Annotated in this window: 18 protein-coding genes; 6 read left to right on the top strand and 12 right to left on the bottom strand. The window is 71.8% G+C overall.

Translation table 11 applies throughout. From position 1 onward, the window contains the following. Positions 1 to 37 precede the first annotated feature (37 nt). Positions 38 to 1936 (top strand): S9 family peptidase, encoded by a 1899-nt coding sequence (locus tag HNP44_RS10790; RefSeq protein WP_259139649.1) that lies wholly within the window; start codon positions 38 to 40, stop codon positions 1934 to 1936. Positions 1937 to 1978: 42 nt separating this feature from the next. Here HNP44_RS10790 and HNP44_RS10785 read toward each other — a convergent pair whose 3' ends face one another. The 6 genes from HNP44_RS10785 to HNP44_RS10760 form a co-directional block, all read right to left on the bottom strand. Continuing rightward, positions 1979 to 2866: an ABC transporter permease gene (locus HNP44_RS10785; protein WP_259139651.1), complete on the bottom strand. Its 888-nt coding sequence runs from the start codon at positions 2864 to 2866 to the stop codon at positions 1979 to 1981. Next, the gene (locus tag HNP44_RS10780; RefSeq protein ID WP_259139653.1) at positions 2863 to 5316 is read right to left on the bottom strand and encodes an alpha/beta fold hydrolase; all 2454 of its coding nucleotides are present in this window, start codon (positions 5314 to 5316) and stop codon (positions 2863 to 2865) included. Before HNP44_RS10780 ends, HNP44_RS10785 begins: the two co-directional genes overlap by 4 nt. Before the next feature lie 162 nt (positions 5317 to 5478). Then, positions 5479 to 6513, bottom strand: a complete 1035-nt coding sequence (locus HNP44_RS10775; protein ID WP_374758765.1) for an Atu2307/SP_0267 family LLM class monooxygenase — start codon at positions 6511 to 6513, stop codon at positions 5479 to 5481. A gap of 43 nt (positions 6514 to 6556) precedes the next feature. Continuing rightward, positions 6557 to 7744: an SfnB family sulfur acquisition oxidoreductase gene (locus tag HNP44_RS10770; RefSeq protein WP_259139656.1), complete on the bottom strand. Its 1188-nt coding sequence runs from the start codon at positions 7742 to 7744 to the stop codon at positions 6557 to 6559. Continuing rightward, a complete protein-coding gene (gene sfnG / locus HNP44_RS10765; RefSeq protein WP_259139657.1) occupies positions 7741 to 8850 on the bottom strand; it encodes a dimethylsulfone monooxygenase SfnG in 1110 nt (369 codons plus the stop codon). The genes HNP44_RS10770 and sfnG overlap by 4 nt, the downstream gene beginning before the upstream one ends. A gap of 18 nt (positions 8851 to 8868) precedes the next feature. Next, positions 8869 to 9987 (bottom strand): LLM class flavin-dependent oxidoreductase, encoded by a 1119-nt coding sequence (locus HNP44_RS10760; protein WP_259140253.1) that lies wholly within the window; start codon positions 9985 to 9987, stop codon positions 8869 to 8871. Between the two features lie 232 nt (positions 9988 to 10219). On the opposite strand from HNP44_RS10760, the gene car reads away from it, so the two are divergent. Further along, on the top strand, positions 10220 to 13528 hold the full coding sequence (gene car / locus HNP44_RS10755; RefSeq protein ID WP_259139658.1) for a carboxylic acid reductase: 3309 nt from the start codon (positions 10220 to 10222) through the stop codon (positions 13526 to 13528). Between the two features lie 178 nt (positions 13529 to 13706). Beyond that, complete coding sequence (locus HNP44_RS10750) at positions 13707 to 14264, top strand: single-stranded DNA-binding protein (protein ID WP_259172092.1); 558 nt, start codon at positions 13707 to 13709, stop codon at positions 14262 to 14264. Between the two features lie 61 nt (positions 14265 to 14325). On the opposite strand, the gene HNP44_RS10745 is transcribed toward HNP44_RS10750, so the two are convergent. Both HNP44_RS10745 and HNP44_RS10740 read right to left on the bottom strand, forming a co-directional pair. After that, positions 14326 to 15084, bottom strand: a complete 759-nt coding sequence (locus HNP44_RS10745; RefSeq protein ID WP_259139661.1) for a cation:proton antiporter domain-containing protein — start codon at positions 15082 to 15084, stop codon at positions 14326 to 14328. Continuing rightward, positions 15078 to 15530 carry a cation:proton antiporter gene (locus HNP44_RS10740; protein WP_259139663.1) on the bottom strand — a complete coding sequence of 151 codons (453 nt, stop codon included), beginning with the start codon at positions 15528 to 15530 and terminating at the stop codon, positions 15078 to 15080. Before HNP44_RS10740 ends, HNP44_RS10745 begins: the two co-directional genes overlap by 7 nt. 157 nt (positions 15531 to 15687) lie before the next feature. Here HNP44_RS10740 and HNP44_RS10735 point away from each other — a divergent pair, with 157 nt between their 5' ends. From HNP44_RS10735 to HNP44_RS10725, 3 genes are read left to right on the top strand one after another with little or no spacing between them, the layout of a single operon-like run. Beyond that, positions 15688 to 17100: a nitrate/nitrite transporter gene (locus tag HNP44_RS10735; protein ID WP_259139665.1), complete on the top strand. Its 1413-nt coding sequence runs from the start codon at positions 15688 to 15690 to the stop codon at positions 17098 to 17100. Further along, positions 17097 to 18254, top strand: coding sequence for a uroporphyrinogen-III synthase (locus HNP44_RS10730; RefSeq protein WP_259139667.1), 1158 nt, complete (start codon positions 17097 to 17099; stop codon positions 18252 to 18254). Before HNP44_RS10735 ends, HNP44_RS10730 begins: the two co-directional genes overlap by 4 nt. Before the next feature lies 1 nt (position 18255). After that, positions 18256 to 18978, top strand: coding sequence for a sirohydrochlorin chelatase (locus HNP44_RS10725; protein WP_259139668.1), 723 nt, complete (start codon positions 18256 to 18258; stop codon positions 18976 to 18978). 30 nt (positions 18979 to 19008) lie between these two features. On the opposite strand, the gene HNP44_RS10720 is transcribed toward HNP44_RS10725, so the two are convergent. Genes HNP44_RS10720 through nirB form a run of 4 tightly spaced genes read right to left on the bottom strand, consistent with a single transcriptional unit; the run spans position 19009 to position 23324 of the window. Beyond that, positions 19009 to 19677: a hypothetical protein gene (locus HNP44_RS10720; RefSeq protein ID WP_259139669.1), complete on the bottom strand. Its 669-nt coding sequence runs from the start codon at positions 19675 to 19677 to the stop codon at positions 19009 to 19011. After that, on the bottom strand, positions 19667 to 20344 hold the full coding sequence (locus tag HNP44_RS10715; protein WP_259139670.1) for a hypothetical protein: 678 nt from the start codon (positions 20342 to 20344) through the stop codon (positions 19667 to 19669). The genes HNP44_RS10720 and HNP44_RS10715 overlap by 11 nt, the downstream gene beginning before the upstream one ends. A gap of 44 nt (positions 20345 to 20388) precedes the next feature. After that, positions 20389 to 20796, bottom strand: coding sequence for a nitrite reductase small subunit NirD (gene nirD / locus HNP44_RS10710; protein ID WP_259139671.1), 408 nt, complete (start codon positions 20794 to 20796; stop codon positions 20389 to 20391). Continuing rightward, a complete protein-coding gene (gene nirB, locus HNP44_RS10705; RefSeq protein ID WP_259139672.1) occupies positions 20793 to 23324 on the bottom strand; it encodes a nitrite reductase large subunit NirB in 2532 nt (843 codons plus the stop codon). Before nirB ends, nirD begins: the two co-directional genes overlap by 4 nt. Positions 23325 to 23372 lie beyond the last annotated feature (48 nt).

Genomic DNA, 23372 nt, shown 5'->3' with positions numbered 1-23372 from the left:
GTTTCTCCTGGACGCACCCGCCGAAAGGAGCACCACCATGCCGCTGCCGAACCTCATCACCGTCGAGGAGTTCTTCGATTCCCCCGTCCGCGCCGCGGCGAAGATCTCGCCCGACGGCACCCGGATCGCCTTCCTGGCACCGTCGAACGGCCGGCTGAACGTCTGGGTCGAGGACCTCGACGGCGAAGCGCCCGCCCGGCGCGTGACCGCGGACGCGACCCGCAGCGTCCAGATGTTCTCCTGGACCACCGATCCGCGCTGGCTGATCTACCTGCAGGACGACGGCGGCGACGAGCGCTGGCACCTGATGCGCGCCGACCTCGACGACCCGGACGCGCCCGCCGTCGACCTCACGCCCTTCGACGGTTCGACCACCTTCCTCATGGACCTGCCGATCGCCCGCCCCGGCATCGCGATCATCTCCACGAATTCCCGCAAGGTCGACGAGTTCGACGTCTTCGAGCTCGACATCGCCACCGGCGCGCTCACCGAGATCGAGCGCAATCCGGGCAACGTCGCCGGGTGGGTGTACGGCGCCGACGGCACGCTGTTCGCCTCCACCCAGGACGCCGAGGGCGCGATCGCGATCTGCCGCTGGGACTCCGAGGCGCGGAAGTTGCGCCCGATCGCGGAGTTCGACGGCATCGACTACCCGCTGGGCGTCTTCCCGATCGTGCCCTCGCCCGACGGTGGCCTGTGGCTCGGCTCCAACCGCGGCACCGACCGCACGCGCGTGGTCCACCTGGACGGCGCGACGGGGGCGGAGACCGAGGTCGACGAACACCCGTCGCTGAACCTCGACACCACCGGCCTCGTCGCCCCCACCATGCCGCAGCCGCTCATCGTCGATCCGACGACCGGCGCCCTCCTGGGCGTGCGCTACCTCGGCGAGCGCCAGGAGATCCGGGCGCTGGACGCGCGGTTCGGGGAGGTGCTCGACGCCCTGCGCGGCCTGTCGGACGGCGACATCGGCGCCCTGACCTCCGATCTCGACGGGAACCGCTGGGTGGTCTCGTTCGTGCACGACCGCGACCCCGGCGCGACCTACCTCTACGACCATCGCACCGGCGAATCGCGGCTGCTGTTCCGCCCGTTCCCGCACCTCGACCCGGCCCAGCTCGCGCCGATGGAACCGGTCACCATCACCGCCCGCGACGGGCGTGCGCTGCACTCGTACCTCACTCTGCCTCAGGGCGTCGACCCCGTAGGCCTGCCCCTCGTGCTGCTCGTGCACGGCGGCCCGTGGTTCCGCGACACCTGGGGCTACCACGGCGAGGTGCAGCTTCTGGCGAACCGCGGCTACGCGGTGCTGCAGGTGAACTTCCGCGGCTCCACCGGCTACGGCAAGGCGCATATGCAGGCGGGCATCGGCGAACTCGCCGGCGCGATGCACGACGACCTCATTGACGCCGTCGACTGGGCAGTGGCGGAGGGTATCGCGGACCCGGCACGGCTCGCGATCTTCGGCGGCTCGTACGGCGGCTTCGCGACGCTGGTCGGTGTCACCTTCACTCCCGACGTCTTCGCCGCCGCCATCGACTACGTCGGGATCTCGAGTCTGCCGAACTTCATGGCGACGCTGCCCGAGATCGCGCGGCCGTACCTGGCCAACAACTGGTTCCGATACGTGGGCGACCCGTCGGACCCGGACCAGTTGGCCGACATGCTCGCCCGTTCACCGATCACGAAGGTCGACGAGATCCGCACCCCGCTCCTCGTCGTCCAGGGCGCGAACGATCCCCGCGTGGTGCAGGCCGAGTCCGACAACCTGGTGGAGGCGCTCCGGGCCCGCGGCGTCGAGGTGGAGTACATGATCAAGGCCGACGAAGGGCATGGCTTCGTCAACCCGGAGAACACGATCGACATGTTCCGGGCCACCGAGCGCTTCCTCGCCCAGCACCTCGGCGGGCGCGCTGAGGCCAGTGCATGGCCCTGAGCACCCCCGGTCCGCGGCGATCACCGCGGAGTTCCTCGTCGGTCAGCTGACCACGTCCTTCGTCCGGAAGCCGCGCACGGCGAGGGCGAACAGGACGACGGCGATGCTCACCGACAACGAGGCCCCCTGAGCCATCGCCGCCCACTCGATGCTCGGCTGCAGCAGGTCGGTCCATGCGTATTGCCAGTGCGCCGGCAGCGCGGCGCGGAGGCCGCCGAGAGCGGTGACCTGGTCGAGGACGCTACCGATCACCGTGAGCCCCACGGCCCCGCCGACCGCCGCGAGCGGCGCATCGGTGCGGGTCGAGAGCCATAGGGCGAGGCCGGCGGTAGCCAGTTCGGAGACGATGATGAAGCCGGCCGCGAGGATCAGCCGCCACAGGCCGTCAGCCGCCGGAATCGCGGTGTTCGCCGGCGTCTGCAGCGGGCCCCAGCCGTAGGCGAGGGTGCCCGCGATCAGCGCGACCGCGGTGAGCAGGGCCACCGAGGCGACGGACAGGATCAGTGCGACGATCGCCTTCGTCACCAGCAGCCGCGTCCGCGGGACGGGCGCGGCCAGGAGGTAGCGCAGCGACGACCAGTCCGCCTCCGAGGCGACCGCGTCGCCGAAGTACAGCGCGACGGGGATCACCAGCAGGAAGCCGGTGCCTGCGATGAGGACGGTGGCGGTGAGATTCAGCCCGGAGGCGGTGGCGACGTCGAACATCGACGGCCGTCCGTTGCCGCGCCCCGAATCGTCGGTGCCCACGGCGAGGGCGATGATGAGCACGATCGGCAGCGCCGCGAGCAGGGCCGCCATCACGAGGGTGCGACGGCGCTTCAGCTGGCGGGCGAGTTCCACGCGCACTGTCAGGGTGTGCCGGGGCGCGTACTCCCGTGCGGCGCCGTGCGTCGAGTCGCGGCCGGCCGCGGAGTCCTTCGTGGTGGTCATGCTCCGTCTCCCGTCAGCTGGAGGAACGCGTCTTCGAGGGTGCGGGACCCGCGGCCCTCGCCGGCCTGCACGATCTCGTCGACGGTGCCGGCGGCGATGAGCTCGCCGCGGCGCAGCACCACGACGTGCGTGCAGGTCTGCTCGACCTCCGCCAGCAGGTGGCTGGAGACGATCACGGTGCGGCCGGTCGCGCCGTAGCGGACGATCGCGTCCCGCATCTCGCGGATCTGCGAGGGGTCGAGACCGTTCGTCGGCTCATCGAGGACCAGCACGTCCGGCAGGCCGAGCATCGCCTGGGCGATCGCGAGCCGCTGCCGCATGCCCTGCGAGTAGGTGCGCACCGGGCGCTCCAGCGCGTTCCCGAGGTCCGCGATCTCCAGGGCCTCCTCGAGGTGTGCTTCGTCGGTCGGGCGGCCGGTGGCCCGCCAGTACAGGTCCAGGTTCGCCCGACCCGACAGATGCGGCAGGAAGCCCGCGCCCTCGACGAAGGCGCCGACGCGGGAGAGTACCGGTGCGCCGGGCCGGATCTCGTGCCCGAAGACCCGGATGCCGCCCTCGTCCGGCGTGATGAGGCCCATCAACATGCGCAGCGTGGTGGTCTTGCCGGCGCCGTTCGGGCCGAGCAGGCCGAGGATCTGGCCGCGCTCCACTCGGAAGGTCACGTCGCGCACGCTGTAGCCGTCGCCGCCCGCGTACTTCTTGGACAGCCCGGTCACCTGCAGCGCGATGTCGGCCAGCTCCGGGTCGGCGGGCGGCGCCGGGCGCGGGCGGCGTACGAGGAGCAGCGCCGCCGCGATCGCGAGCGCGACGAGCGGCAGCACCCACACCCACGTTGGCAGGGGCGCCGGCGCGGTCTTCAACGCCGGCACCTCAGGCACCGTCAGGGGGCTCGTCACCGTGATCGTGTGCGTCGCAGGCGCGGACGGCGAGAGGTAGGCGAGGTCGGTGGTCGCGAGGGCGAGCCGCATGCGATGCCCGGCGGCGAACTCGTGGTCGATGACGGGCAGCCGGACCGCCGCCGTCGCTGTGCCCGCGGTGATCGGGATGCGGATCGGCGCGGCGAGCTGCTGCGGCAGGATCTGTGTGCCCTCGGGGCCCACGTCGTAGAGCTTCGCGAAGAGCACCGCGTCGGACGCGGTGGAGTCGACCTTGATCGACACCGTCGGGGCGCCGGTCACCGTGACCGGTCCGCTCAGCGGTTCCGAGTCGACGATCGCGGCCTGCGCCGGAAGGTCGCGCGAGAGCCCGAAGGAACCGAGCGCCGCCGCGGACGAGGCCAGGCCGCCGAGGCCGGGCACCCCCGAGATCGACGGTGGCGCACCGCCCGCGGGATTCTCCGCCCGCTGCGGCTCGCCGGGCAGGGCGATTGCGCGCGTGATGGTCCCGGCGAGCCCGGGGTAGGCGTCGGTGCTCGACGCGCGGACGGTGCGCTCGCCTGTCTCGCGGTCGACGCCGCCGGAACGGGAGACCTGGAAGGCGGGCACCGCCGGGGCGTCCTCGTTCTTGAGGTAGCGGTCGAACCACTCCGCCGTGCGGGCGTTCACCCGGGCGTCCTCGGCGCTGCCGGCGTCGTGGCCGCCGGCGATCCAGTCCACCGCGACAGGCGCGCCGTTCGCCGCGATGCGCTGTGCGGCGGCATCGGCGTGATCGAGCGGGAACAACGAGTCGAGCTCGCCTTGCGCGAGGTACGTGGGGACGCGGATCTCCGCGCCCACCGAGGCGGGGCTCCGCGCCGCGAGCAACGCCCTGTCGGTATCGGTGAGCGTGCCGCCCTGCGCGATCCGTGTGTACATCTCGCAGACGGCCGGCTCGAAGCGCGCGCAGCCGCCGCCCATCGTGAACAGGATGCCCGCCCACTGCTTCTTGTAGACGCCGCCGGGGAACAGGGCCTGCTCCAAGTCCCAGTAGGTGATCCGCGGGGCTATGGCGTCGACGCGTTTGTCGTGTCCGGCGAGCAGGAGCGCCAGGGCGCCGCCGTAGCTGCCGCCGGCGACGCCGACCCGGGGATCACCGGGCCGGTCCTGCTGCACGTCGGAGCGCGCGGCGAGCCAGTCGAGGAGCTTGCGCGCGTCCGCGACCTCGGCGTCGGGGGAGTCGAGGCCGACGAGGCCCGTCGACTTCCCGAAGCCGCGCGCGGTGTAGGTCAGCACCGCGTAACCCCGGCCCGCCAGTTGCTCGGCCTCGGCGCGAACGTCGTCCTTCGAGCCGCCGAAGCCGTGTGCGAGGAGCACCGCGGGGGCCGGCCCGGCACCGTCGGGCCGGAAGAACGAGGTGTCGAGCTGGACTCCGGCTCCGTCGATCGCCTGGTCGGTGCGCTGGAACGACGGTGCGCTCCGCCCGCCGAGGCCGCACGCGGCGAACGCGGCGAGGATGATCACGACGGCGGCCAGCGCCGCACCGGTGACGAGGGGGCGCGCGGCGGCGCCGCGCAGAGCGCGAGGTGGGGGCACCCGACCAGGATATGTGCGCTCGCCCGTGCTCGCCGCTGGCTGGATTGCGCCCACGGCGAAAAGGGCTTTGCGATAGGTCATCGGCGGCTGTCAGAGTGGGATCCGGCACTGACCGGGGAGTGGCTGGAGCGGGGTACCGCGGACCGGTCGCCGCTCTCCTCGTCACTCGCTGAGCATGTCCTTGACCATGGGGACGACCTGCTCGCCGTACAGGGTGATCGACCGCATCAGGTCGGCGTGGGTCACGGGCTGGTCGTACTTGAGGTCGAAGCGGTCGACGCCGAGCGCGCGGACCGTCGCCGCGATCCGGCGCGCGACCGTCTCCGGTGAGCCCACGTACAGCGAACCGGTCTCGACCTCGTGCTCGAAGTCGCCCAGTGCGGGCGGAGGCCAGCCCCGCTCGGCGACCATGCGCTGTCGCATCCGCAGCCAGCCGTCGTGGACGAGAGCGCGGGCCTGCTCGTCGGTTTCGGCGACCAGGCCGGGGGAGTGGACGGCGATCGGCTGCGGCGAGCTGCCGAACTCGTTCTCGGCCCGTCGGAACAGGTCGGTGTAGGCCGCGAAGCGTTCCGCTGGACCGCCGATGATCGCCAGGAAGAGACCGAAACCGTATCGGGCGGTGCGGACGACGGATTCGGGGCTGCCGCCGACGCCCACCCAGGCGCGGAGGCCGTCCGCGGTGGTGGGGAACACGCGCTGCTCGGACAGGGCTGCGCGCGTGGTGCCCGACCAGGTGACCGGTTCCTCGGTGAGCAGCGCGGCGAGGAGCTCGAGCTTCTCCTCGAACAGCACCTCGTAGTCCTGCAGGTCGTAGCCGAACAGGGGGAAGGACTCGGTGAACGAGCCCCGCCCGGCGACGATCTCCGCCCGGCCGTTCGAGACGGCGTCCAGGGTGGCGAAGCGCTCGAAGACCCGCACCGGGTCGTCTGAGCTCAGCACCGTGACGGTGGATCCGAGGCGGATGGACTGGGTACGCGCCGCGATCGCCGCGAGCACCATCTCGGGGCTGGAGACGGCGAAGTCCGCGCGGTGGTGCTCGCCGACGCCGAAGAAGTCGAGGCCCGCGCCGTCGGCGGCGACGGCCTCCTCGACGAGGTCGCGGATCACCTGGGGATGGGGCAGCGGCTCGCCGTGGGCGTCCTTCGTGACGCCGCCGAACGTGTCCACGCCGAACTCGGGAATCTTCATGTCAGTCATAGTACCGATGAAAACGGACTGGGGTCCGATTCTATTCCGGGGCTCAGATGACGCCGTGCAGCGGCGGCCGCTCCTCGTTCAGAGTAAATCGGCCTAGGTGGTTGACCTTGTAGCGCACCGGGTCGTGCAGGGTGTGCGTGCGCGCGTCCCGCCAGTACCGATCGAGCCCCGAGTCGCCCCCGGCGCTTCGGGTGCCCGACACCTCGAACAGGGCGGACGGTACCTCGGTCGCCGCCCGGTCTGCGAGCACCTTCGCGGTGGCGACGGCGAGGGAGGCCTCGGCGGCGGTGTCCGGGCCGGGAGCGTCGAAGGTTGCGTCCACCGCCTGTGCAGCGACGACGAGTGCTGCCTCCGCGGCGCGGACCGTCACAGTCAGCTCGCCGAAACGCTGGATCACGAGCGGATCGTCCTGCGCCCGATCGACGCCGGCCTCGAACCAGGGCCGGGACTTCGTCCGGACGAACTCGGCCGCGACCTCGAGCGATCCCCGCGCTATCCCGGCGTCGATCGCGACGTGCAACAGCTGTGCGAACGCGCCGTAGCCGGTGGGCTCCGCGACTGCGGAGGAACGGGCGACGACGGCGTCGAGCGGCACGGCCACGTCATTGAAGCGGACAGTGCCGCTGCCGGTGGTCCGCTGGCCCAGGCCGTTCCAATCGTCGGCGATGGCGATACCTGGGGTATCCGCCGGGACGAAGGCGATGACGTGCTCGCCGGATTCGGTGTCCCGAGCGAGCACCGCGAGGAGGTGTGCGTAGGGCGAACCCGTGCAGTAGAACTTCTCACCGTCGAGGTGCGCGCCGTCGGGGGTTCGGGTGAGCGTGGTGGCCACGTCGGCGACGGTCCTCCCGCCCCGCTCCGACTGCGCGTTCGCGACCCGGGCCCCGTCGAGCACCTGCTCGAAGATCCTGCGCTGCAGTTCCTCCGGGCCCGCCAGACGCAGGGCGGTGAGATACACGTAGTGGCTGTGCGGGATCTGCGCGAGCGAGCCGTCGACGGTCGCGAGGGTCCGGAAGACCTCGGCGACGACGGACGGCGGCAGGTCCGGGCCGCCGAAGCGGGCGGGCACCGTCAGCGCGAACAGGCCGGCGTCGGAGAGGTATTCGACCTCGGCGTGTGGCAAGCGCCGCTCCCGGTCGCGTTCGCCGGCACCGTCGGCGAGCCGCGCCGCGAGCTCACGCGCCGCGGTGACGGCGGCCTCGGCGGAGTCGATCGCGGCCGCGAGGGTCACACCAGTGCCCCGGCGCGGCTCGCCTCGATCTCGCGGACCAGCGGTAGCACCTTCTCGCCGAAGTACTCGATCTCCTCCTGGAAGTGCAGGAAGCCGCCCAGGATGAGGTCGACGCCGAGCTCCTTGTAGGCGACGATCCGCTCCGCGACCTGCTCGGGCGTGCCGATGAGCTGCGTCCGGAAGCCGTCGTTGTACTGGACCAGGTCCTCGAAGCTGGAGTCCGCCCACATGCCGCGGCCGTCCGAGGTGGACTTGCCTGCCTGTTGCACGGCGTCGCGGAAGCCCTCGACCGCCGGCTTGTTGGCCTTCTCGACGATCTCGCGCAAGGTGTCCCGCGCCTCCTTCTCGGTGTCGCGGGCGATGATGAAGCCGTTCAGGCCGAACTTCACCTCGCGCTGCGCCTCCCGGGCAATGCGGCGCAGGTCGTCGAGCTGATCGGTGACGCCGTCGAAGTCCTTTCCGTTGGAGAAGTACCAGTCGGCGTACTTGCCTCCGTTGATGCGCGCAGCGGAGGAGTTGCCGCCCTGGAAGAGTTCCGGGTTGGGGCGCTCCGCGGTGTTGAGCGGCTTCGGCTTGAGCGTGAAGTCGCGGATGCGGTAGAAGTCGCCGCCGAAGTTCACGTCGTCCTCGGTCCAGATCTTCCGGATCACCTCGAGGAACTCCGCGCTGCGGCGGTAGCGCTCGTCGTGCTCGAGCCAGGGCTCGCCGAGCGCCTTGAACTCGCCCGCGAACCAGCCCGAGACCACGTTGATCGCGAAGCGCCCGTTCGACAGGTGGTCGGCGGTGGCGCCGAACTTCGCCAGCACCGCGGGGTGCCACAGACCGGGGTGTACGGCCGCGATCACCTTGAGCTTCTCGGTCGCACCGAGGAGTGCGAGGCTGAACGAGGTGGACTCGTGCTGGTACTCGGCGCCGTAGCTGGCCATGTACCGCACCTGCGAGAGGGCGTACTCGAAGCCCACGCGCTCGGCCGTTTGCGCCAGCTTCTTGTTGTACTCGAAGTCCCAGCTGGTGCGCTGCTCGATGTCGCTGGTCACCAGGCCTCCCGAGACGTTCGGCACCCAATAGGCGAACTTGATCTCGTCAGCGATCTTCTCGGTCGTCATCCGTGCGGTCCTTCGCGGCTAGGAGGTGGGGGAGAGGTCGGGCAGGAAAGCGCCGCGCACGGGCTCCGACGGTGCGCCGGAGGCGTCGAGCAATCCGCGCGCCGCGAGGCGGGGGCGCACGCCCTCGCCGAAGTGGTAGGCCTCCTCCAGGTGCGGGTACCCGGAGAGGATGAAGTGGTCGAGGCCCAGCGCCGCGTACTCGGCGATGAGATCTGCGACCTCGTCGTGGGAGCCGACGAGCGCCGTGCCCGCGCCGCCGCGCACCAGGCCGACGCCGGTCCACAGGCCCGGGTACACCTGGAGCGAGCGGGCGTCTGCGGCCTCGTCGAAGGCCGCACCGCCGCCGTGCAGCTCGCGCATGAGGCGCTGTCCCTCGGACTCGCTCCTGGCCAGGTTGGCCTGTGCGGCGCGCACCGCCGCGGGGTCGAGGTTGCCCAGCAGCCGGTTGGCCTCGGCCCACGCCTCTTCGCTGGTGTCGCGGGAGATCACGTGCAGGCGGATGCCGTAGGTCAGCTCGCGGCCCTGTTCGGCGGCGAGTCCGCGGATCCAGTCCAGCTTCTTCTTCACCTGCGCGGGCGGCTCGCCCCAGGTGAGGTAGGTGTCGGCGTGTTTCGCGGCGACGTCGCCCGCGGCGGGCGAGCTGCCGCCGAAGAAGATCGGCGGGGCCGGATCGGGACGGCGGGCGAGGAGCGCGTTCTCGGCGGAGACGTACTTCCCGGCGACGTTCACCGGCTCGGACGAGGTCCACAGCTGCTTGGTGATGTCGAGGAACTCGCCGCACCGGGCGTAGCGCTCGTCCTTGCTGAGCGTGTCGCCGAAGGCGCGCTGCTCGGACGACTCGCCGCCGGTCACCACATTGAGCAGGACCCGGCCGCCGGACTGCCACTGCAGAGTGCTCGCCATCTGCGCCGAGAGGAGGGGGCTGACCAGGCCCGGGCGCAGTGCCACCAGGAACTTGAGCTTGTCCGTGGACTCGGTCAGAAGCGCGGCGGTGAGCCAGGAGTCCTCGCACCACAGGCCGGTGGGGATGAGCACGGCCTCGAACTCGTTCGCCTCGGCGGCGAGGGCGAGTTGCTTGAGGTAGTGCAGGTTCGCGGGGCGATCACCGCTCATGCCGCTGCCGTGACCGCCCGCCATGAGGTTCCGCGAGTCGCCGTACGTGGGCAGGAACCAGTGCAGGTGGAGAGGTGTGCGCGAGCTCACGTCGGCCTTCCGTTGGGGGAGCGGGGATACGAAGCGCCAGTTCATCACCACGCGGTCGCGGCGGCCAGGTTTCGACTCGCGATGCGTCGAACGTGCACACCTACCGATCAGTAGCTAAGCTGGGAAAGAGTTAGTTAGAGTTCCGTAGTGAAATGAGGTGTGTTGGATGTCGATCGAGACGATGCAGGGCGGCGACCCCGGTACTGGTGGCGCAGCGGCGGCCGGCCCGGCCGGTGCGCAGGCCGAGCGACTTCCCCAGGTGATCGCCCGGATCTTCGCCCGGTACACGGACCGTCCGGCCTTCGCGACCCGCGCGGGCGGCCCCCGCGCCCCCTACGCGAGCGTGACCTACGGCGAGATCTGGCGCCGGGTCACGGCGCTGGCCGCCGCCTGGCAGGGCGAACTGGTAGCGGGGGACTTCGTGGCGATCCTCGGCTTCACGAGCGCGGACTTCGTGACCGTCGACCTGGCGACGACACTGCTCGGCGCACCGAACGTGCCGCTGCAGGCCGGCGCCCCGGCCGCCCGGATCGCCGCCATCCTCGACGAGACCCAGCCGACGATCTTCGCGGTCAGCGCCGACCAGGTGGGCCTCGCGGAGCAGGCCCTCGCCGAGTCCTCCGCCACGCCCCGCGTCGTCGTCTTCGACGGCGAGCACGCCGCTTACGAGGGCATCGAGGCCGACGTCCTCGCGGGCGAGGCCCTGCCCGCGCCCGAGTTCTTCGCGCCCGAGCCGGGCACCGACCCCCTCGTCACGCTGATCTACACCTCGGGCAGCACGGGCACCCCGAAGGGCGCGATGTACACCGAGCAACTGGTCTCCGATGCCTGGCTCAAGGTGGACAGCATCGTCGACATCGACCTGCCGTCCGAATCGCTGCTGCACTTCCTGCCCATGAGTCACATGTATGGCCGGAACTGGCTGATCGCCGGTCTCGCCTCCGGCGGCACCGGCTACTTCGCCGGCGCGTCGGACATGTCGACCCTGTTCGACGACCTCGCCGCCGCGCGCCCCACCGCGATCGGCCTCGTCCCGCGGGTGTGCGAGCTGATCCACCAGAGGTTCCTCGCCGTCGAGGCCGAGACCGACACCGAAACCGCGCGCGTCGAGCTGCGGGACCGGGTCCTCGGCGGACGCCTGCAGGCCGCCATGTGCGGCAGCGCCGCGCTGTCCGCCGAACTGCAGGCCTTCATGGAATGGCTGCTGGGTATCGACATCCAGATCGGCTACGGCTCCACCGAAGCCGGCGGCGTCATCCGTGATGGCGTGGTCGTCCGCCCGCCGGTCACCGAGTACAAGCTCATCGACGTGCCGGAGCTCGGCTACTTCGTCACCGACTCCCCGCACCCGCGCGGCGAGCTCCTGGTGAAGTCGACCCAACTGATTCCGGGGTACTACAACTCCGACAAGCGGATCCGCGATGACGAGGGCTTCTACCGCACCGGCGACGTCATGGCGGAGCTCGCGCCCGACCACCTCGAGTACGTCGACCGCCGCAGCAACGTCATCAAGCTGGCGCAGGGCGAATTCGTGCCGATCGCGCAGCTCGAGGCCACGTACGCCGCCGGCCCCGACGTGCACCAGATCTTCCTGTACGGCACCAGTGAGCGCTCTTACCTCCTCGCCGTCGTGGTCCCCGCGCCCGGCCCGGACGGCGAGACCGACGCCGACGCCCGCAGTCGCGTGCTCGACGGCCTCGGGGCGATCGCCCGCGAGAAGGACCTGGCCGCGTACGAGCTGCCCCGCGACGTGATCGTCGAGCGCGAGCCCTTCTCCCAGGAGAACGGACTGCGATCGGGCATCGGCAAACTCGTCCGTCCCGCTCTGATCGCCCGGTACGGCGCGGAGTTGACCGCGCTGTACGACGCCGCCGAGGAACGCCGACGCGAGGGCCTGCGCGACCTGGACGCCGACGGCTCCGTAGCGGAGACCGTCGTGCGGGCGGCGGCCCTGACCCTCGGCGTGCTGCCCGAGGAGCTCGACGAGGACACCCGTTTCCTCGACCTGGGCGGCGACTCCCTGTCCGCGCTCTCGCTCGCGACGACGCTCGAAGGGGTCTACGACCTGCCCGTCCCGGTGCAGGCGATCGTCGGTCCCACCGCGACGCTGCGCGGCGTGATCGCCCATATCGAGGAAGTCCGGGCGGGCGGCGTTCAGGCCCCCACCGCCGCGTCGATCCACGGTTCCGACGCCGAGGTCGCTCACGCCTCCGACCTGCGACTCGATCGCTTCATCGACCCCGCGCTGCTGGCGGCGGCCCCGTCGCTCCCCGCGCCGCACGGCGAGCCCGCGACGGTGCTGCTCACCGGCGCGACCGGATACCTCGGTCGATTCCTGCTGCTCGACTGGTTGCGCCGGGTCGCCCCGCACGACGGGACCGTCGTCGCGCTGGTCCGCGCCGCTGACGTCGATGACGCGCGCCGGCGCCTCGCCGAAGCGATCGGGACCTCCGATCCCGCGCTGACTGCGGAGTTCGAGGCGCTCGCCGAGCGTCACTTGGACGTGGTCGTCGGCGACTTCGGCGCTCCGTCGCTGGGGCTCGAGGCCGCGACCTGGGACGCCCTCAGCGACCGCGTGGACCACGTGGTGCACTGCGGCGCGATGGTCAACCACGTGCTGCCTTACGACCAGCTGTTCGGCCCGAACGTCGTCGGAACCGCGGAGATCGCCCGGCTCGCGCTCACCGTGCGCCGCAAATCGATCGACTACGTCTCGACGGTGGCGGTGGTCCCGCAGGACGACGGCCGCCTGCTCGTGGAGGACGACGACGTCCGTGTCGCGGGTGCGGAGCGGCGGATCGGTGCCGAGGCCTACGCGAACGGGTACGCGGTGAGCAAGTGGGCTGGCGAGGTGCTGCTCCGCGAGGCCGCGGACCTCGCGGACCTGCCGGTGCGGGTCTTCCGCTCGAACATGATCCTGGCGCACAGCCGATTCCGCGGGCAGTACAACCCCGTGGACCAGTTCACCCGGCTGCTGCTGAGCATCGCCGAGACAGGCCTCGCCCCCGCGTCGTTCTCCGCCGACCCGAGCGGGCCGCGCGCGCACTACGACGGCCTGCCGGTCGACTTCACCGCGGAGGCGATCACCCGCCTCGGCGCCGCGGGCCGCACCGGATTCCGTACGTTCCACGTGCTCAACGTCGCCGAGGACGGCGCGGGGCTCGACGACTTCGTCGACTGGATCGCCGTGGACCGCCCAGTCGAGCGGATCGCGGACTACGCCGAGTGGCTCGCGCGGTTCGAGGCGGCGCTACGCGCCCTGCCCGCGGAGGACCGCCACCGGTCGGTGCTCCCGTTGTTGCACTCCTTCGCTCGGCCCGCCGCCGTGGGCGCGGGAGCGTCGCTCACCGCGGACCGGTTCCGGGAGGCCGTGCGTTCCGAGAACGTCGGTCACGGTGACCTTCCGCACCTCGATCGTGCGCTGATCGAGCGGTACCTCGACGGCTTCGTCGCGGCGGGTTGGCTAGCCCGGTGACCTGCCACGGCGGTCGGACGTGGATGCCGCGGACGCGCCCTTCATCCACAACTAAGCGTACGTAACGTTTTTCCTCCACAGGGCCCGCCCGGGACGCCGTTCCGAGCGGGCCCCGCGCGCGAGACTCGTCGACGACGGCCGGGATCCGCCGGCCGCGCGAATCGACGAGGAGGGGACTATGCCCGGGGTGCTTGTTTTCGCAGCGGGGAACGTCACGAACGATCTGACCTACCGGGAGTCGGCCCGAGACCAGCGGCACGACTTCCTGAGCTTCACGATGGCAGCCAACAACGGCTACCTGGACGAGAACGGCGAGTGGAAGCAGACCAGCACGGTCTGGCTCAACGTCAAGGCCTTCGGCGCGCTGGCCCGCAACGCGCGCGCCGTGATCGCGAAGGGGCGGCCGGTCATGGTGCACGGTGAGCTCAAGCACGAGACCTTCGACGGCGCGGACGGGCAGCGGCACAGCTCCCTGGACCTCAAGGCCGACGCGATCGGTCTCAACCTGCGGATGTGCGCGAGCCAGTACGTGGGCACGGGGGAGCGGTACCGCGAGGTCGCCTCGCCGCCGCTCGAGACGGTCACCGCAGCCCCGGCCGCCGCGACGGCCGCGGACGGCGATCCCGGCGGTGCGGCGGTCGGTCCGGGCGGTGACGGGCTCGTCGTCGTCCAGGGCTTCGGGGAGGGCGAGGAGGCCCACCGCGAACCGGCGGCGGTGGGCGCACCGGACTTCTAGCGGCGGTGTCGCATCCGGCCGCGCGACGGCCAGGGGCGTACCCGGCGTCAGCCGGTGCGGTTTACGCCCGGCCGCGGGCGCGCCGGTCATGGCCGGCGACTGCCACCGGGACACCGACCGTGTGCAGGACGATGCTGCCGAGCACGACGAGGACGGCAACGCCGAGGGTCAGGTCCGCGACCCGGCCGTCCGGCAGGGTGTTGAACGCGATCAGTGCGAAGACGATCGTCGACGTGCCGCGGGGCCGGAGCCACCCCAGCTGGAGGACCTCCCGCCGCGGCAGACCGCCGCCCGCCATGGCGACTCCGATCGGGAGGACACGGCACAGCGTCAGCGTTGCCACGACGAAGAGGACGGTCTGCCAGGCGATCCCGTCGAACAATCCAACGACGGCGACCGACCCGAAGACGAACCACATCGCAGCGGTGAGGAGGAAACCGAGGTCGTCGGTGAGGCCGACGTCGTCGACCGTCGAGGTCCCGCGCCGCAGGCGGTAGACGATGCCGCAGACGAATGCGGCGACGAAGCCGTTACCGCCGAGGCCCACCGCCGCCGCATAGGTCAGGAGCGGTGTGGCGGCGATCGCGAGCCGGCGGCCGCTGTCGGAGGTGAGCCCTGCACGCTCGGCGTACTGCACGCCGACCGAGATCATCGCACCCAACGCCGCGCCGACCGCGAGCGCGATGGCCGCCTGCGGTGCGGCGGCTAGGAGCGCGGGCGCGGGATCGTCGTCGCCGTGACCCGGGCCGGCCCAGTACAGCGCGAACAGGAACAGGGGTGTCACGAGGCCGTCGGTGTAGCCCGACTCGACGGTCAGCACGTCGCGGACCCGGCGGGCACATGCCGATCCCGCAAGAGCGACGGTGCCGAGGCGAAGTCGATCGGGGCGATGACGCAGGCGATCAGGACCAGCACCGACCAGCCGAGGTGCGGGAGCAGCAGCCAGCCGATGAGAACGGTCAGTGCCAGGCTCACGGGAAGGCCGATGAGCAGCGATCGCACGACGAGCCGCGGGTGCCGCCCCAGGAGCGAGCCGCGCACGTGCGTGGCGTCCACGAACAACAGCACCGCGAGGATGATCTCGGCGGCGCGCTGCGCCGCGCCGGTGTTCAACGCTTCGGCGATCGCGCCATGCGCCCCGACGCCGACAACGCCACCCGCGAACACCATCACCAGCGGCGCGGAGACGCCCCACCGGTCCATGCGCCCGGACAACAGGCACCAGAGAAGGAAGGTCGCGGCTGCTATCAGGGTCGCCGGAATCACGCTGCGATTATCCCGCACTCCGGGCGCCGGACCTCACACCTGGCGGTGCGGTGGCGTGAGGTCGAGTTCACGGGGCGGACACCGCGGGAACCGGCGCTGCAACATCGCCTGCTTACCTTCGACGCGAGAGATCGTCGACGCACCGGGAGGTCTGGACATGAGCCGATCACACACGATCACGGACTGGGATCCGGAGAACCGTCAGCAGTGGGAGTCGGGCGGCGAGAAGGTCGCGAAGCGGAACCTCCTGTGGTCCGTCATCGCGGAGCACGTGGGCTTCTCCGTCTGGTCACTGTGGTCCGTCATGGTCCTGTTCATGCCGCAGGACGTCTACGGCCTGAGCACGGCCGACAAGTTCCTCATCGGCGCGACCGCCACCCTGGTCGGTTCCTGCCTGCGGATCCCGTACACGCTGGCCACGGCCCGTTTCGGCGGGAGAAACTGGACGATCTTCAGTGCCTTCGTCCTCGCGGTCCCAGTGATCGCCACGATGGTGATCCTCGCCAACCCGGGACAGCCCCTGTGGGTTTACCTGGCGTGCGCCGCGCTCACCGGCTTCGGCGGCGGCAACTTCGCTTCGTCGATGACCAACATCAACGCCTTCTTCCCGCAGCGGCTGAAGGGATGGGCGCTCGGGCTCAACGCGGGCGGCGGCAACATCGGCGTCCCAGCGGTGCAGCTCGTGGGGCTCCTCGTCATCGCGACTTTCGGCAACCGCGAGCCCTACTGGGTGTGTGCCGTCTACCTGGTCCTGCTGGCGGTGGCCGGCATCGGCGCTGCGCTGTTCATGGACAACCTGCAGGTCCCGACTGTCGACACCGCGGCGATGCGGGCCGCGACCAAGGACCGCGACACCTGGATCGTCGCGCTGCTGTACATCGGCACGTTCGGTTCCTTCATCGGCTTCTCCTTCGCCTTCGGACAGGTGCTGCAGGCGACGTTCCGGGCTGGCGGCGAGACGGCCGCGCAGGCTTCGCTGCACGCCGCGCAGATCGCCTTCCTCGGCCCGCTGCTGGGCTCGATCTCCCGGGTGTACGGCGGCAAGCTCGCGGACCGCCTCGGCGGTGGCCGGGTGACCCTGTACGTCTTCGCCGGGATGATCGCCGCCGGCGGCGTGCTCATCGCGGCGGCCACGACCGCGGGCTCCGGAGCCCCGTCGGGCGCGGTGCTCGGCGCCTACGTCGTCGGCTTCATCGCCCTGTTCCTGCTCAGCGGCCTGGGCAACGGGTCCGTGTACAAGATGATCCCGTCCATCTTCGAGGCCAAGGCCCGCTCGCTCGACGCCGACGAGGCGACGCGGACGCACTACTCCCGCGCGATGTCCGGCGCCGTGATCGGCATCGCCGGCGCGATCGGCGGCCTCGGCGGCGTCGGAATCAACCTGGTCCTGCGCGCTTCGTACCAGTCCTCGGGCACCGCGACCATCGCGTTCTGGGTGTTCGGCGCCTTCTACGTCCTCGCCGCCGTGGTCACCTGGAAGGTGTACGTGCGTACGCCCGCGCCGCGCGGGCATGGGACGCTGGAGCACACGTCGCGCGACGATGCCCTCACCGTCGCCGACACCCGATGACCGTCCCACTGAAGGAGCCCGATCCGATGACCGAGGCGCCGGCCCGCCCCCTTCTCGGATTCACCGTGGCCATCACGGCCGCGCGCCGCGCCGACGAGCTGGCCACCCTGCTCGAGCGGCGCGGCGCCGCCGTGCTCGCGGCGCCCGCGATCGCGATGGTCCCGCTCTCGGACGACGACCGGCTGCGCGCCGCGACCGAGGAGCTGCTCGAGACCCCGCCCGACCTGCTGGTCGCGACCACCGGCATCGGCTTCCGCGGCTGGCTCGAGGCCGCCGAGGGCTGGGGGGTCGCGGAGCGCCTGCTCGCGGCGCTCGGCGCCGGCCGGGTCATCTCCCGCGGGCCGAAGGCCACGGGCGCGCTGCGGGCCGCGGGGCTGCGCGAGGAGTGGTCGCCCGAGTCGGAGTCCTCCGCGGAGGTGCTCAGCCACCTCTCGGGCGCCGACCTCACCGGCCTTCGGGTCGCGGTCCAGCTGCACGGCGCCACGGAGAAGTGGGATCCGAACCCCGGGCTGCTCGACGGGCTGCGCGCGCTCGGCGCGGAGATCGTCGAGGTCCCCGTGTACCGCTGGGAGCGGCCCGCCGATCTGACCGGGCTCGACCGGATCGTCGAAGCGATCGCCACGTCCGCCGTCGACGCCGTCACCTTCACCTCGGCGCCCGCCGCCGCCTCGGTCCTCGAGCGCGCCGCCGAGCTCGGGCTCGACGGGGCCATCCGCGGCGCCCTGAGCGGCCCGGTCGTGCCGTACTGCGTCGGGCCGGTGACCGCGACGCCGCTCGACCGGCTCGGCATCGCCTCCGTCACCCCCGAACGCATGCGCCTCGGAGCCCTGGCCCGGCTCGTCGAGCAGGACCTGCCCGCGCGCCGCCCCGACCTCCCGGTCGCGGGCCACAGGCTCGGCCTGCGGGCCCGGGGCGCGGTCGTCGACGGTGAGGAGCGCGAGCTGACGCCCACCTCGATCGTGCTGCTGCGCCTGCTCTCCCGCGAGCCGGGGTCCGTCGTCTCCCGGGACGACCTGCTGGCCGCGTTGGGCGGCGACGATCCGCACGCCGTCGAAGCGGCGGTCGCGCGACTCCGCTCGGGCCTGGGCCACAAGGAGATCGTCGCCACCGTGGTCAAGCGGGGCTACCGTCTCGCCATCGATGAGGAGCACTGACATGGGAACCCTCCTGGTGGCCCACGGCACTCGCAGCGAGCACGGCGTGGCGATGGTCGGCGACCTCGCTGCCGCTATGTCCGCGCGCCTGACCGAGACGGTCCGCGTCGCCTTCGTCGACGTTCTCGGCCCGACACCCTCGGAGGTCCTCTCCGAGCTCGATCACGAGCCCACCGTGGTCGTGCCCGCCTTCCTGTCCAGCGGCTTCCACGTGCGCCACGACCTACCCCGCGAGGTCGCCGAATCCGGCCACCGCACCGCGACGGTGACGCCCGCACTCGGGCCGTCCCCGGAGCTCGCCCGCGCGATGCTCGGGCGGCTGCAGGAGGCGGGTTGGCAGCGCGGCGACGCCGTCGTCATGGCCGCGGCCGGAACCCGCGACGCGCACGCCCAGGGCGAGCTGCGGCGGACGGCCGCCGCGCTGTCGGCGCTGGTGGGGAGCCGGGTGTCCATCGCCTTCGCCGCACCCAGCCAGCAGAGCGAGGGCTACCCCTCGGTCCCCGAGGTCGTCGCCCGCGTCCGGTCCGCCGGTGCCCCGTCCGTCGCGGTCGCCTCGTACCTCCTGGCGGAGGGGCTGTTCCAGCAGCGCCTGCGCGACTCCGGCGCGGACGTGGTGGCCGCGCCGCTGGGCCTGCACCCCTCGGTGGTGCGGCTCGCCTGCCTGCGCCGCAGCCACGCCGGGCTGGCCGCGCCTGCGGTCCCGGACGCCGTCGTCGGGCGCTGACCTCCCCCGACGGGCCCGGCCCGGCGCGGGTCAGGACAGGTTCTGCACGACGAAGATCGCGCCCCACAACAGCGCGCTGAGCACCGCGAGCGCGACGGCGACCAGGGCGAGCAGGGTCGATGCGGATACCTTCCGCGGCCGTCCGGCAGCGCGGGACGCCTCCGCGGCGGAGTCCTGCGGGGCGGCACCAGCTGCGGGGGCGAGGGCTTCCGCGAGCGCCTGGGCGAATTCGCCCGCGGACTGAAATCGGAACGCGGGGTCGCGCGAGGTCGCCCGCGTGAGCGCCGCCTCGAGCCCCGGGCCCAGATCGGGCCGTGCCCGGCGGGCGTTGGCGATGCCGAAGGAGTTCGGCGCGGACCCGGTGAGGAGCGTGTAGGCCGCGCTGGCCAGCGAGAACACGTCTGACCGCACATCGGGTGGCGACCCTGCGAAGATCTCCGGGGCTGCATGCGCGCCCGTGTCCGGGACGTGGCTCAGTGCGGCCGGATCGACGAGGACGACGCGACCGTCCGGCAGGTGACGGATTGCGGCGGGACTGAGCCGGCCGTGGGGGTGGCCGTCTGCCACGCGCAGGTCGACCTCGTCTGCCACCGCCGAGACGAAGCGTGCGACCTCGTCCGCGGCGAGCGGGCCGGTGGCACGCACGCGGGCCGCGAGATCGTCGCCGTCGGGCATCGGGCTCTTGCGGTCAGGAGCCACTGAGGAACAGCGCCATGAAGCCGGCGGCGGCGAAGACGACCAGCAGGAGGAAGACGATCGGCAGGGCCGCTTCGGGGATCTCGAAGCGATTGCGGGTGGGCTTCGGCGTCGTCGCCGGGGAGGGTGTCGGCGGCGTGGCGAGCTGCATCGCCGCGTCGGGGGCGGGAGCGCGGACCGGGGTCGAGGCCGGTTGAACGGGCCGGTCCAGCGCTTCGGTCAGGGCGGCGGCGAAATCCGCGGCGGTGGGGTACCGGAGTTCGGGCGTCCGGGCCGTCGCCTGCAGCAAGACACCGTCGACCGCGGGGCCGAGATCGGGACGGTCCCGGCGCACCGTTGCGAAGCCGTACGGGTTGGGCGGATGCCCGGTGAGCAGTGTGTACGTGGTGCTGGCGAGGGAGAAGACCTCGGACCGCGCGGTCGGCGCAGCTCCGGCCCGGACCTCGGGTGCGGCGTAGGTCTGCGCATCCTCGTCGTCGCTCGCGTCGGTCAGCCGCGCATCGTCTGCCTGGACCTGCAGCGCCGCGGGGCTGATCCGCCCGTGCGGTGCCCCGGCGTCGACCCGGGCGTCGATGACAGGCGCGATCGCGGCCATCAGGAAGCGCACGTCCTCCGCCGCGAGCGGCCCCCGATCCTGCAGTTCCACGGAAGAGTCGCCCTGACCGGCCATCGCCTTCTCCTTCAGCTGTCAGGAGCAGAGTAGCGGTGGTGCGATCACAGAAGTTCGGGGCGGGGACGGAAACCGAAGCGGACCTCCGGCGAGTTCGCGACGAAGACCGTCCCGTCGAGCGAGATTCTCGTGTCATACACCGGGATCGAGACGCCGGGGGCGTCGAGGCAGCGCCCGTCGAGCAGGCTGAAGGCCTGCTTCTTCAGCGGCGACTGGACCACGGGGAAGCCGCCCCGGTCGCCGACGATCCCACGAGACATCACGGCGGCCCGGCCGATGGGGTCGATGTTGCCGATCGCGCGGATGCTGTCGTCGGCCAGCCGGAACAGGGCCACCTGGGCCCCGTCGGGGAGCAGGACGGCGACGCCGCGCAGCGGCTCGAGCCGGGTCGCCGGGCAGGCGGCGGTCCAGTCGCGGGTCCAGCGGTGCAGGTCGAAGGGGGCGGCGGTCATGCGCGGTCCTTCCTCGGGGGCATGGACGGGGTGGGGGTGCCCAGCAGGATCGGCACCTTGCGGCCGTTCTTCTCGCCGAAGTCGACGGTCGGATCGGGGGCGCCGGGGGCGTTGACGAAGGAGACGAACCGGGCGAGCTTGTCGGGGTCGTCGAGGACGCCCTTCCACTCGCACCCGTAGCCGTCGACATGACGCTCGACAGTGGCCTCGAAATCGGTGTTCAGGCCGAGAGCGTCGTCGATGACGACCTCGCGGAGGCGGTCCATGCCGAGGTCCTCGACCCACGGCGCCGTCCGTTGCAGCCGGTCGGCGGTGCGGATGTAGTACATGAGGAACCGGTCGACGTATCGGATGAGCGTCTCCCGGTCGAGGTCGCCCGCGAGGAGCTGTGCGTGCTTCGGCGTCATGCCGCCGTTCCCGCCCACGTAGAGGTTCCACCCGGACTCCGTGGCGATCACGCCGACGTCCTTGCCGCGGGCCTCCGCGCACTCTCGGGCGCAGCCGGAGACGCCCATCTTGATCTTGTGCGGCGACCGCAGGCCGCGGTAACGGAGCTCGAGATCGATGGCCATCTGCACCGAGTCCTGCTGGCCGTATCGGCACCAATCGCTGCCGACGCAGCTCTTCACGGTGCGCAGCGACTTGCCGTAGGCCTGACCGGACTCCATGCCGGCGTCCACGAGGCGCCGCCAGATCAGCGGCAGCTGGTCGACGGTGGCGCCGAACAGGTCGATCCGCTGACCGCCGGTGATCTTGGTGTACAACCCGAAGTCGCGGGCGATCTCGCCGATCACGATGAGCTGCTCGGCGGTGACGTCGCCGCCCGGCATGCGCGGCACCACCGAGTAGGTGCCGTTGCGCTGGATGTTAGCGAGGAAATGGTCATTGCTGTCCTGCAGCGACGCCTGCTCGCCGGAGTGGATGTGGTCCGAGCTGGTGGACGCGAGGATCGACGCCACCGTCGGCTTGCAGAGGTCGCAGCCCGTGCCGGACCCGAACCGCTCGATCAGGCCCGAGAAGGTACGGATGCCGCTCGCCTGCACCAGCTCGAAGAGTTCCGCGCGGGACTGGGTGAAGTGCTCGCACAGCGACTTCGACACCGTGACACCCTCGGCCTCCAGCAGCTGCGAGAGCAGCGGCACGCACGAGCCGCAGGACGTGCCCGCGTTCGTGCAACCCTTGAGTTCGGCGACGGTGCACGCCCCGTCGGCGATCGCCGAACACAGCGTGCCCTTGGAGACGTCGTTGCACGAGCAGACCTGCGCCGCATCGGGGAGCGCGCCGATGCCGATGCCGGGGGAGTCGCCGCCGGACGGCGCGATGAGCGAGACGGGGTCGCCCGGCAGCGACGACCCGACCAGCGGCCGCAGGACGCCGTACTGCGAGGCGTCGCCGACCAGCACGCCGCCGAGCAGGGTCGTCGCGTCGTCGGAGAGCACCAGCTTGGCGTAGGTGCCGCCGATCGGGTCGCTGACCACCACGTCGAGCGCGCCGGGGGTGGCGCCGTGGGCGTCGCCGAACGAGGCCACGTCGACGCCGAGGAGCTTGAGCTTGGTGGATAGATCCGCGCCGGGGAACTGGGCGTCGCCGCCGAGCAGGCGATCGGCGACCACCTCGGCCGTCGCGTACCCGGGACCGACGAGGCCGTAGCAGCGGCCCTCGATCGCAGCGACCTCGCCGATCGCGTACACCGCGGGATCCGAGGTGGCGCAGGAGAGGTCGGTGAGGACGCCGCCGCGTTCGGCGAGGTCCAAGCCGGCCTCGCGGGCCAGCTCGTCGCGCGGTCGTACGCCGGCGGCGAAGACCACGACCGCCGCGTCCACGACGCTCTCGTCCTTGAGCGTCACCGCCAGCCCGTGCTCGGCGGCGGCGATGTCGGTGGTGCCGGACGAGAGGGTGATGTCGATGCCGAGGTCGCCGATCATGCGGGCCAGGTGCTCGCCGCCGCCGGTGTCGACCTGCTGCGGCATCAGACGGGGATTGACTTCCACTACGTGCGGCCGTAGGCCCAGCGTGCGGAGGGCGTTGGCGGCCTCCAGGCCGAGGAGACCGCCGCCGACCACCATGCCGACGGGCTCCGCCGAGCGTGCGAGCGCCGCGTCGGCGTCGGCGCGCAGGGCGTCCAGGTCGTCGAGGGTGCGGTAGACGTGGCACCCCGGTAGGTCGTGGCCGGGGACCGGCGGGACGAAGGCGTACGAGCCGGTCGCGAGCACCAGTGCGTCGTAGGCGACGGGGCCCTCCGCCGTCGTCACCGTTTGCGCGGCCCGGTCGATGCCGGTCACCCGCGCCCCGAGCCGTAGCTCGACCAGCGGATCGCCGGCGTAGTCGTTGCCCGCGAGTGCCAGCTCGGAGCGGTCCCACGTGCCGACGTAAGACGAGAGCCCCACCCGGTCGTAGGCGCCGTCGGCCTCCTCGCCCAGGACGACGATCCGCCAGGCCCCCGCTTCGTCGCGGGCGCGCAGCGCCTCCACGAACCTGTGCCCGACCATGCCGTGACCCACCACGACGACGGTGCGCTGGGTGACCATGGACCTCTCCTCTCGTCGGAAACCGTTGGCACCGAATGTAGGGAGGGG

The organism is Tsukamurella ocularis (assembly GCF_024807615.1).
In the GTDB taxonomy this organism is placed as follows: domain Bacteria; phylum Actinomycetota; class Actinomycetes; order Mycobacteriales; family Mycobacteriaceae; genus Tsukamurella; species Tsukamurella ocularis.
The sequence above is the reverse complement of the archived record's forward strand: the minus strand, read 5'-3'. Positions and strand labels throughout refer to the sequence as shown.

Bases quoted from the DNA above. Each gene is read 5' to 3' on its own strand.
- HNP44_RS10790 (WP_259139649.1), top strand. From the start codon at position 38: ATGCCGCTGCCGAACCTCATCACCGTCGAGGAGTTCTTCGATTCCCCC.
- HNP44_RS10785 (WP_259139651.1), bottom strand. From the start codon at position 2,866: ATGACCACCACGAAGGACTCCGCGGCCGGCCGCGACTCGACGCACGGC.
- HNP44_RS10775 (WP_374758765.1), bottom strand. From the start codon at position 6,513: ATGACTGACATGAAGATTCCCGAGTTCGGCGTGGACACGTTCGGCGGC.
- sfnG (WP_259139657.1), bottom strand. From the start codon at position 8,850: ATGACGACCGAGAAGATCGCTGACGAGATCAAGTTCGCCTATTGGGTG.
- HNP44_RS10760 (WP_259140253.1), bottom strand. From the start codon at position 9,987: ATGGCGGGCGGTCACGGCAGCGGCATGAGCGGTGATCGCCCCGCGAAC.
- car (WP_259139658.1), top strand. From the start codon at position 10,220: ATGTCGATCGAGACGATGCAGGGCGGCGACCCCGGTACTGGTGGCGCA.
- HNP44_RS10750 (WP_259172092.1), top strand. From the start codon at position 13,707: ATGCCCGGGGTGCTTGTTTTCGCAGCGGGGAACGTCACGAACGATCTG.
- HNP44_RS10735 (WP_259139665.1), top strand. From the start codon at position 15,688: ATGAGCCGATCACACACGATCACGGACTGGGATCCGGAGAACCGTCAG.
- HNP44_RS10730 (WP_259139667.1), top strand. From the start codon at position 17,097: ATGACCGTCCCACTGAAGGAGCCCGATCCGATGACCGAGGCGCCGGCC.
- HNP44_RS10725 (WP_259139668.1), top strand. From the start codon at position 18,256: ATGGGAACCCTCCTGGTGGCCCACGGCACTCGCAGCGAGCACGGCGTG.
- HNP44_RS10715 (WP_259139670.1), bottom strand. From the start codon at position 20,344: ATGGCCGGTCAGGGCGACTCTTCCGTGGAACTGCAGGATCGGGGGCCG.
- nirD (WP_259139671.1), bottom strand. From the start codon at position 20,796: ATGACCGCCGCCCCCTTCGACCTGCACCGCTGGACCCGCGACTGGACC.
- nirB (WP_259139672.1), bottom strand. From the start codon at position 23,324: ATGGTCACCCAGCGCACCGTCGTCGTGGTGGGTCACGGCATGGTCGGG.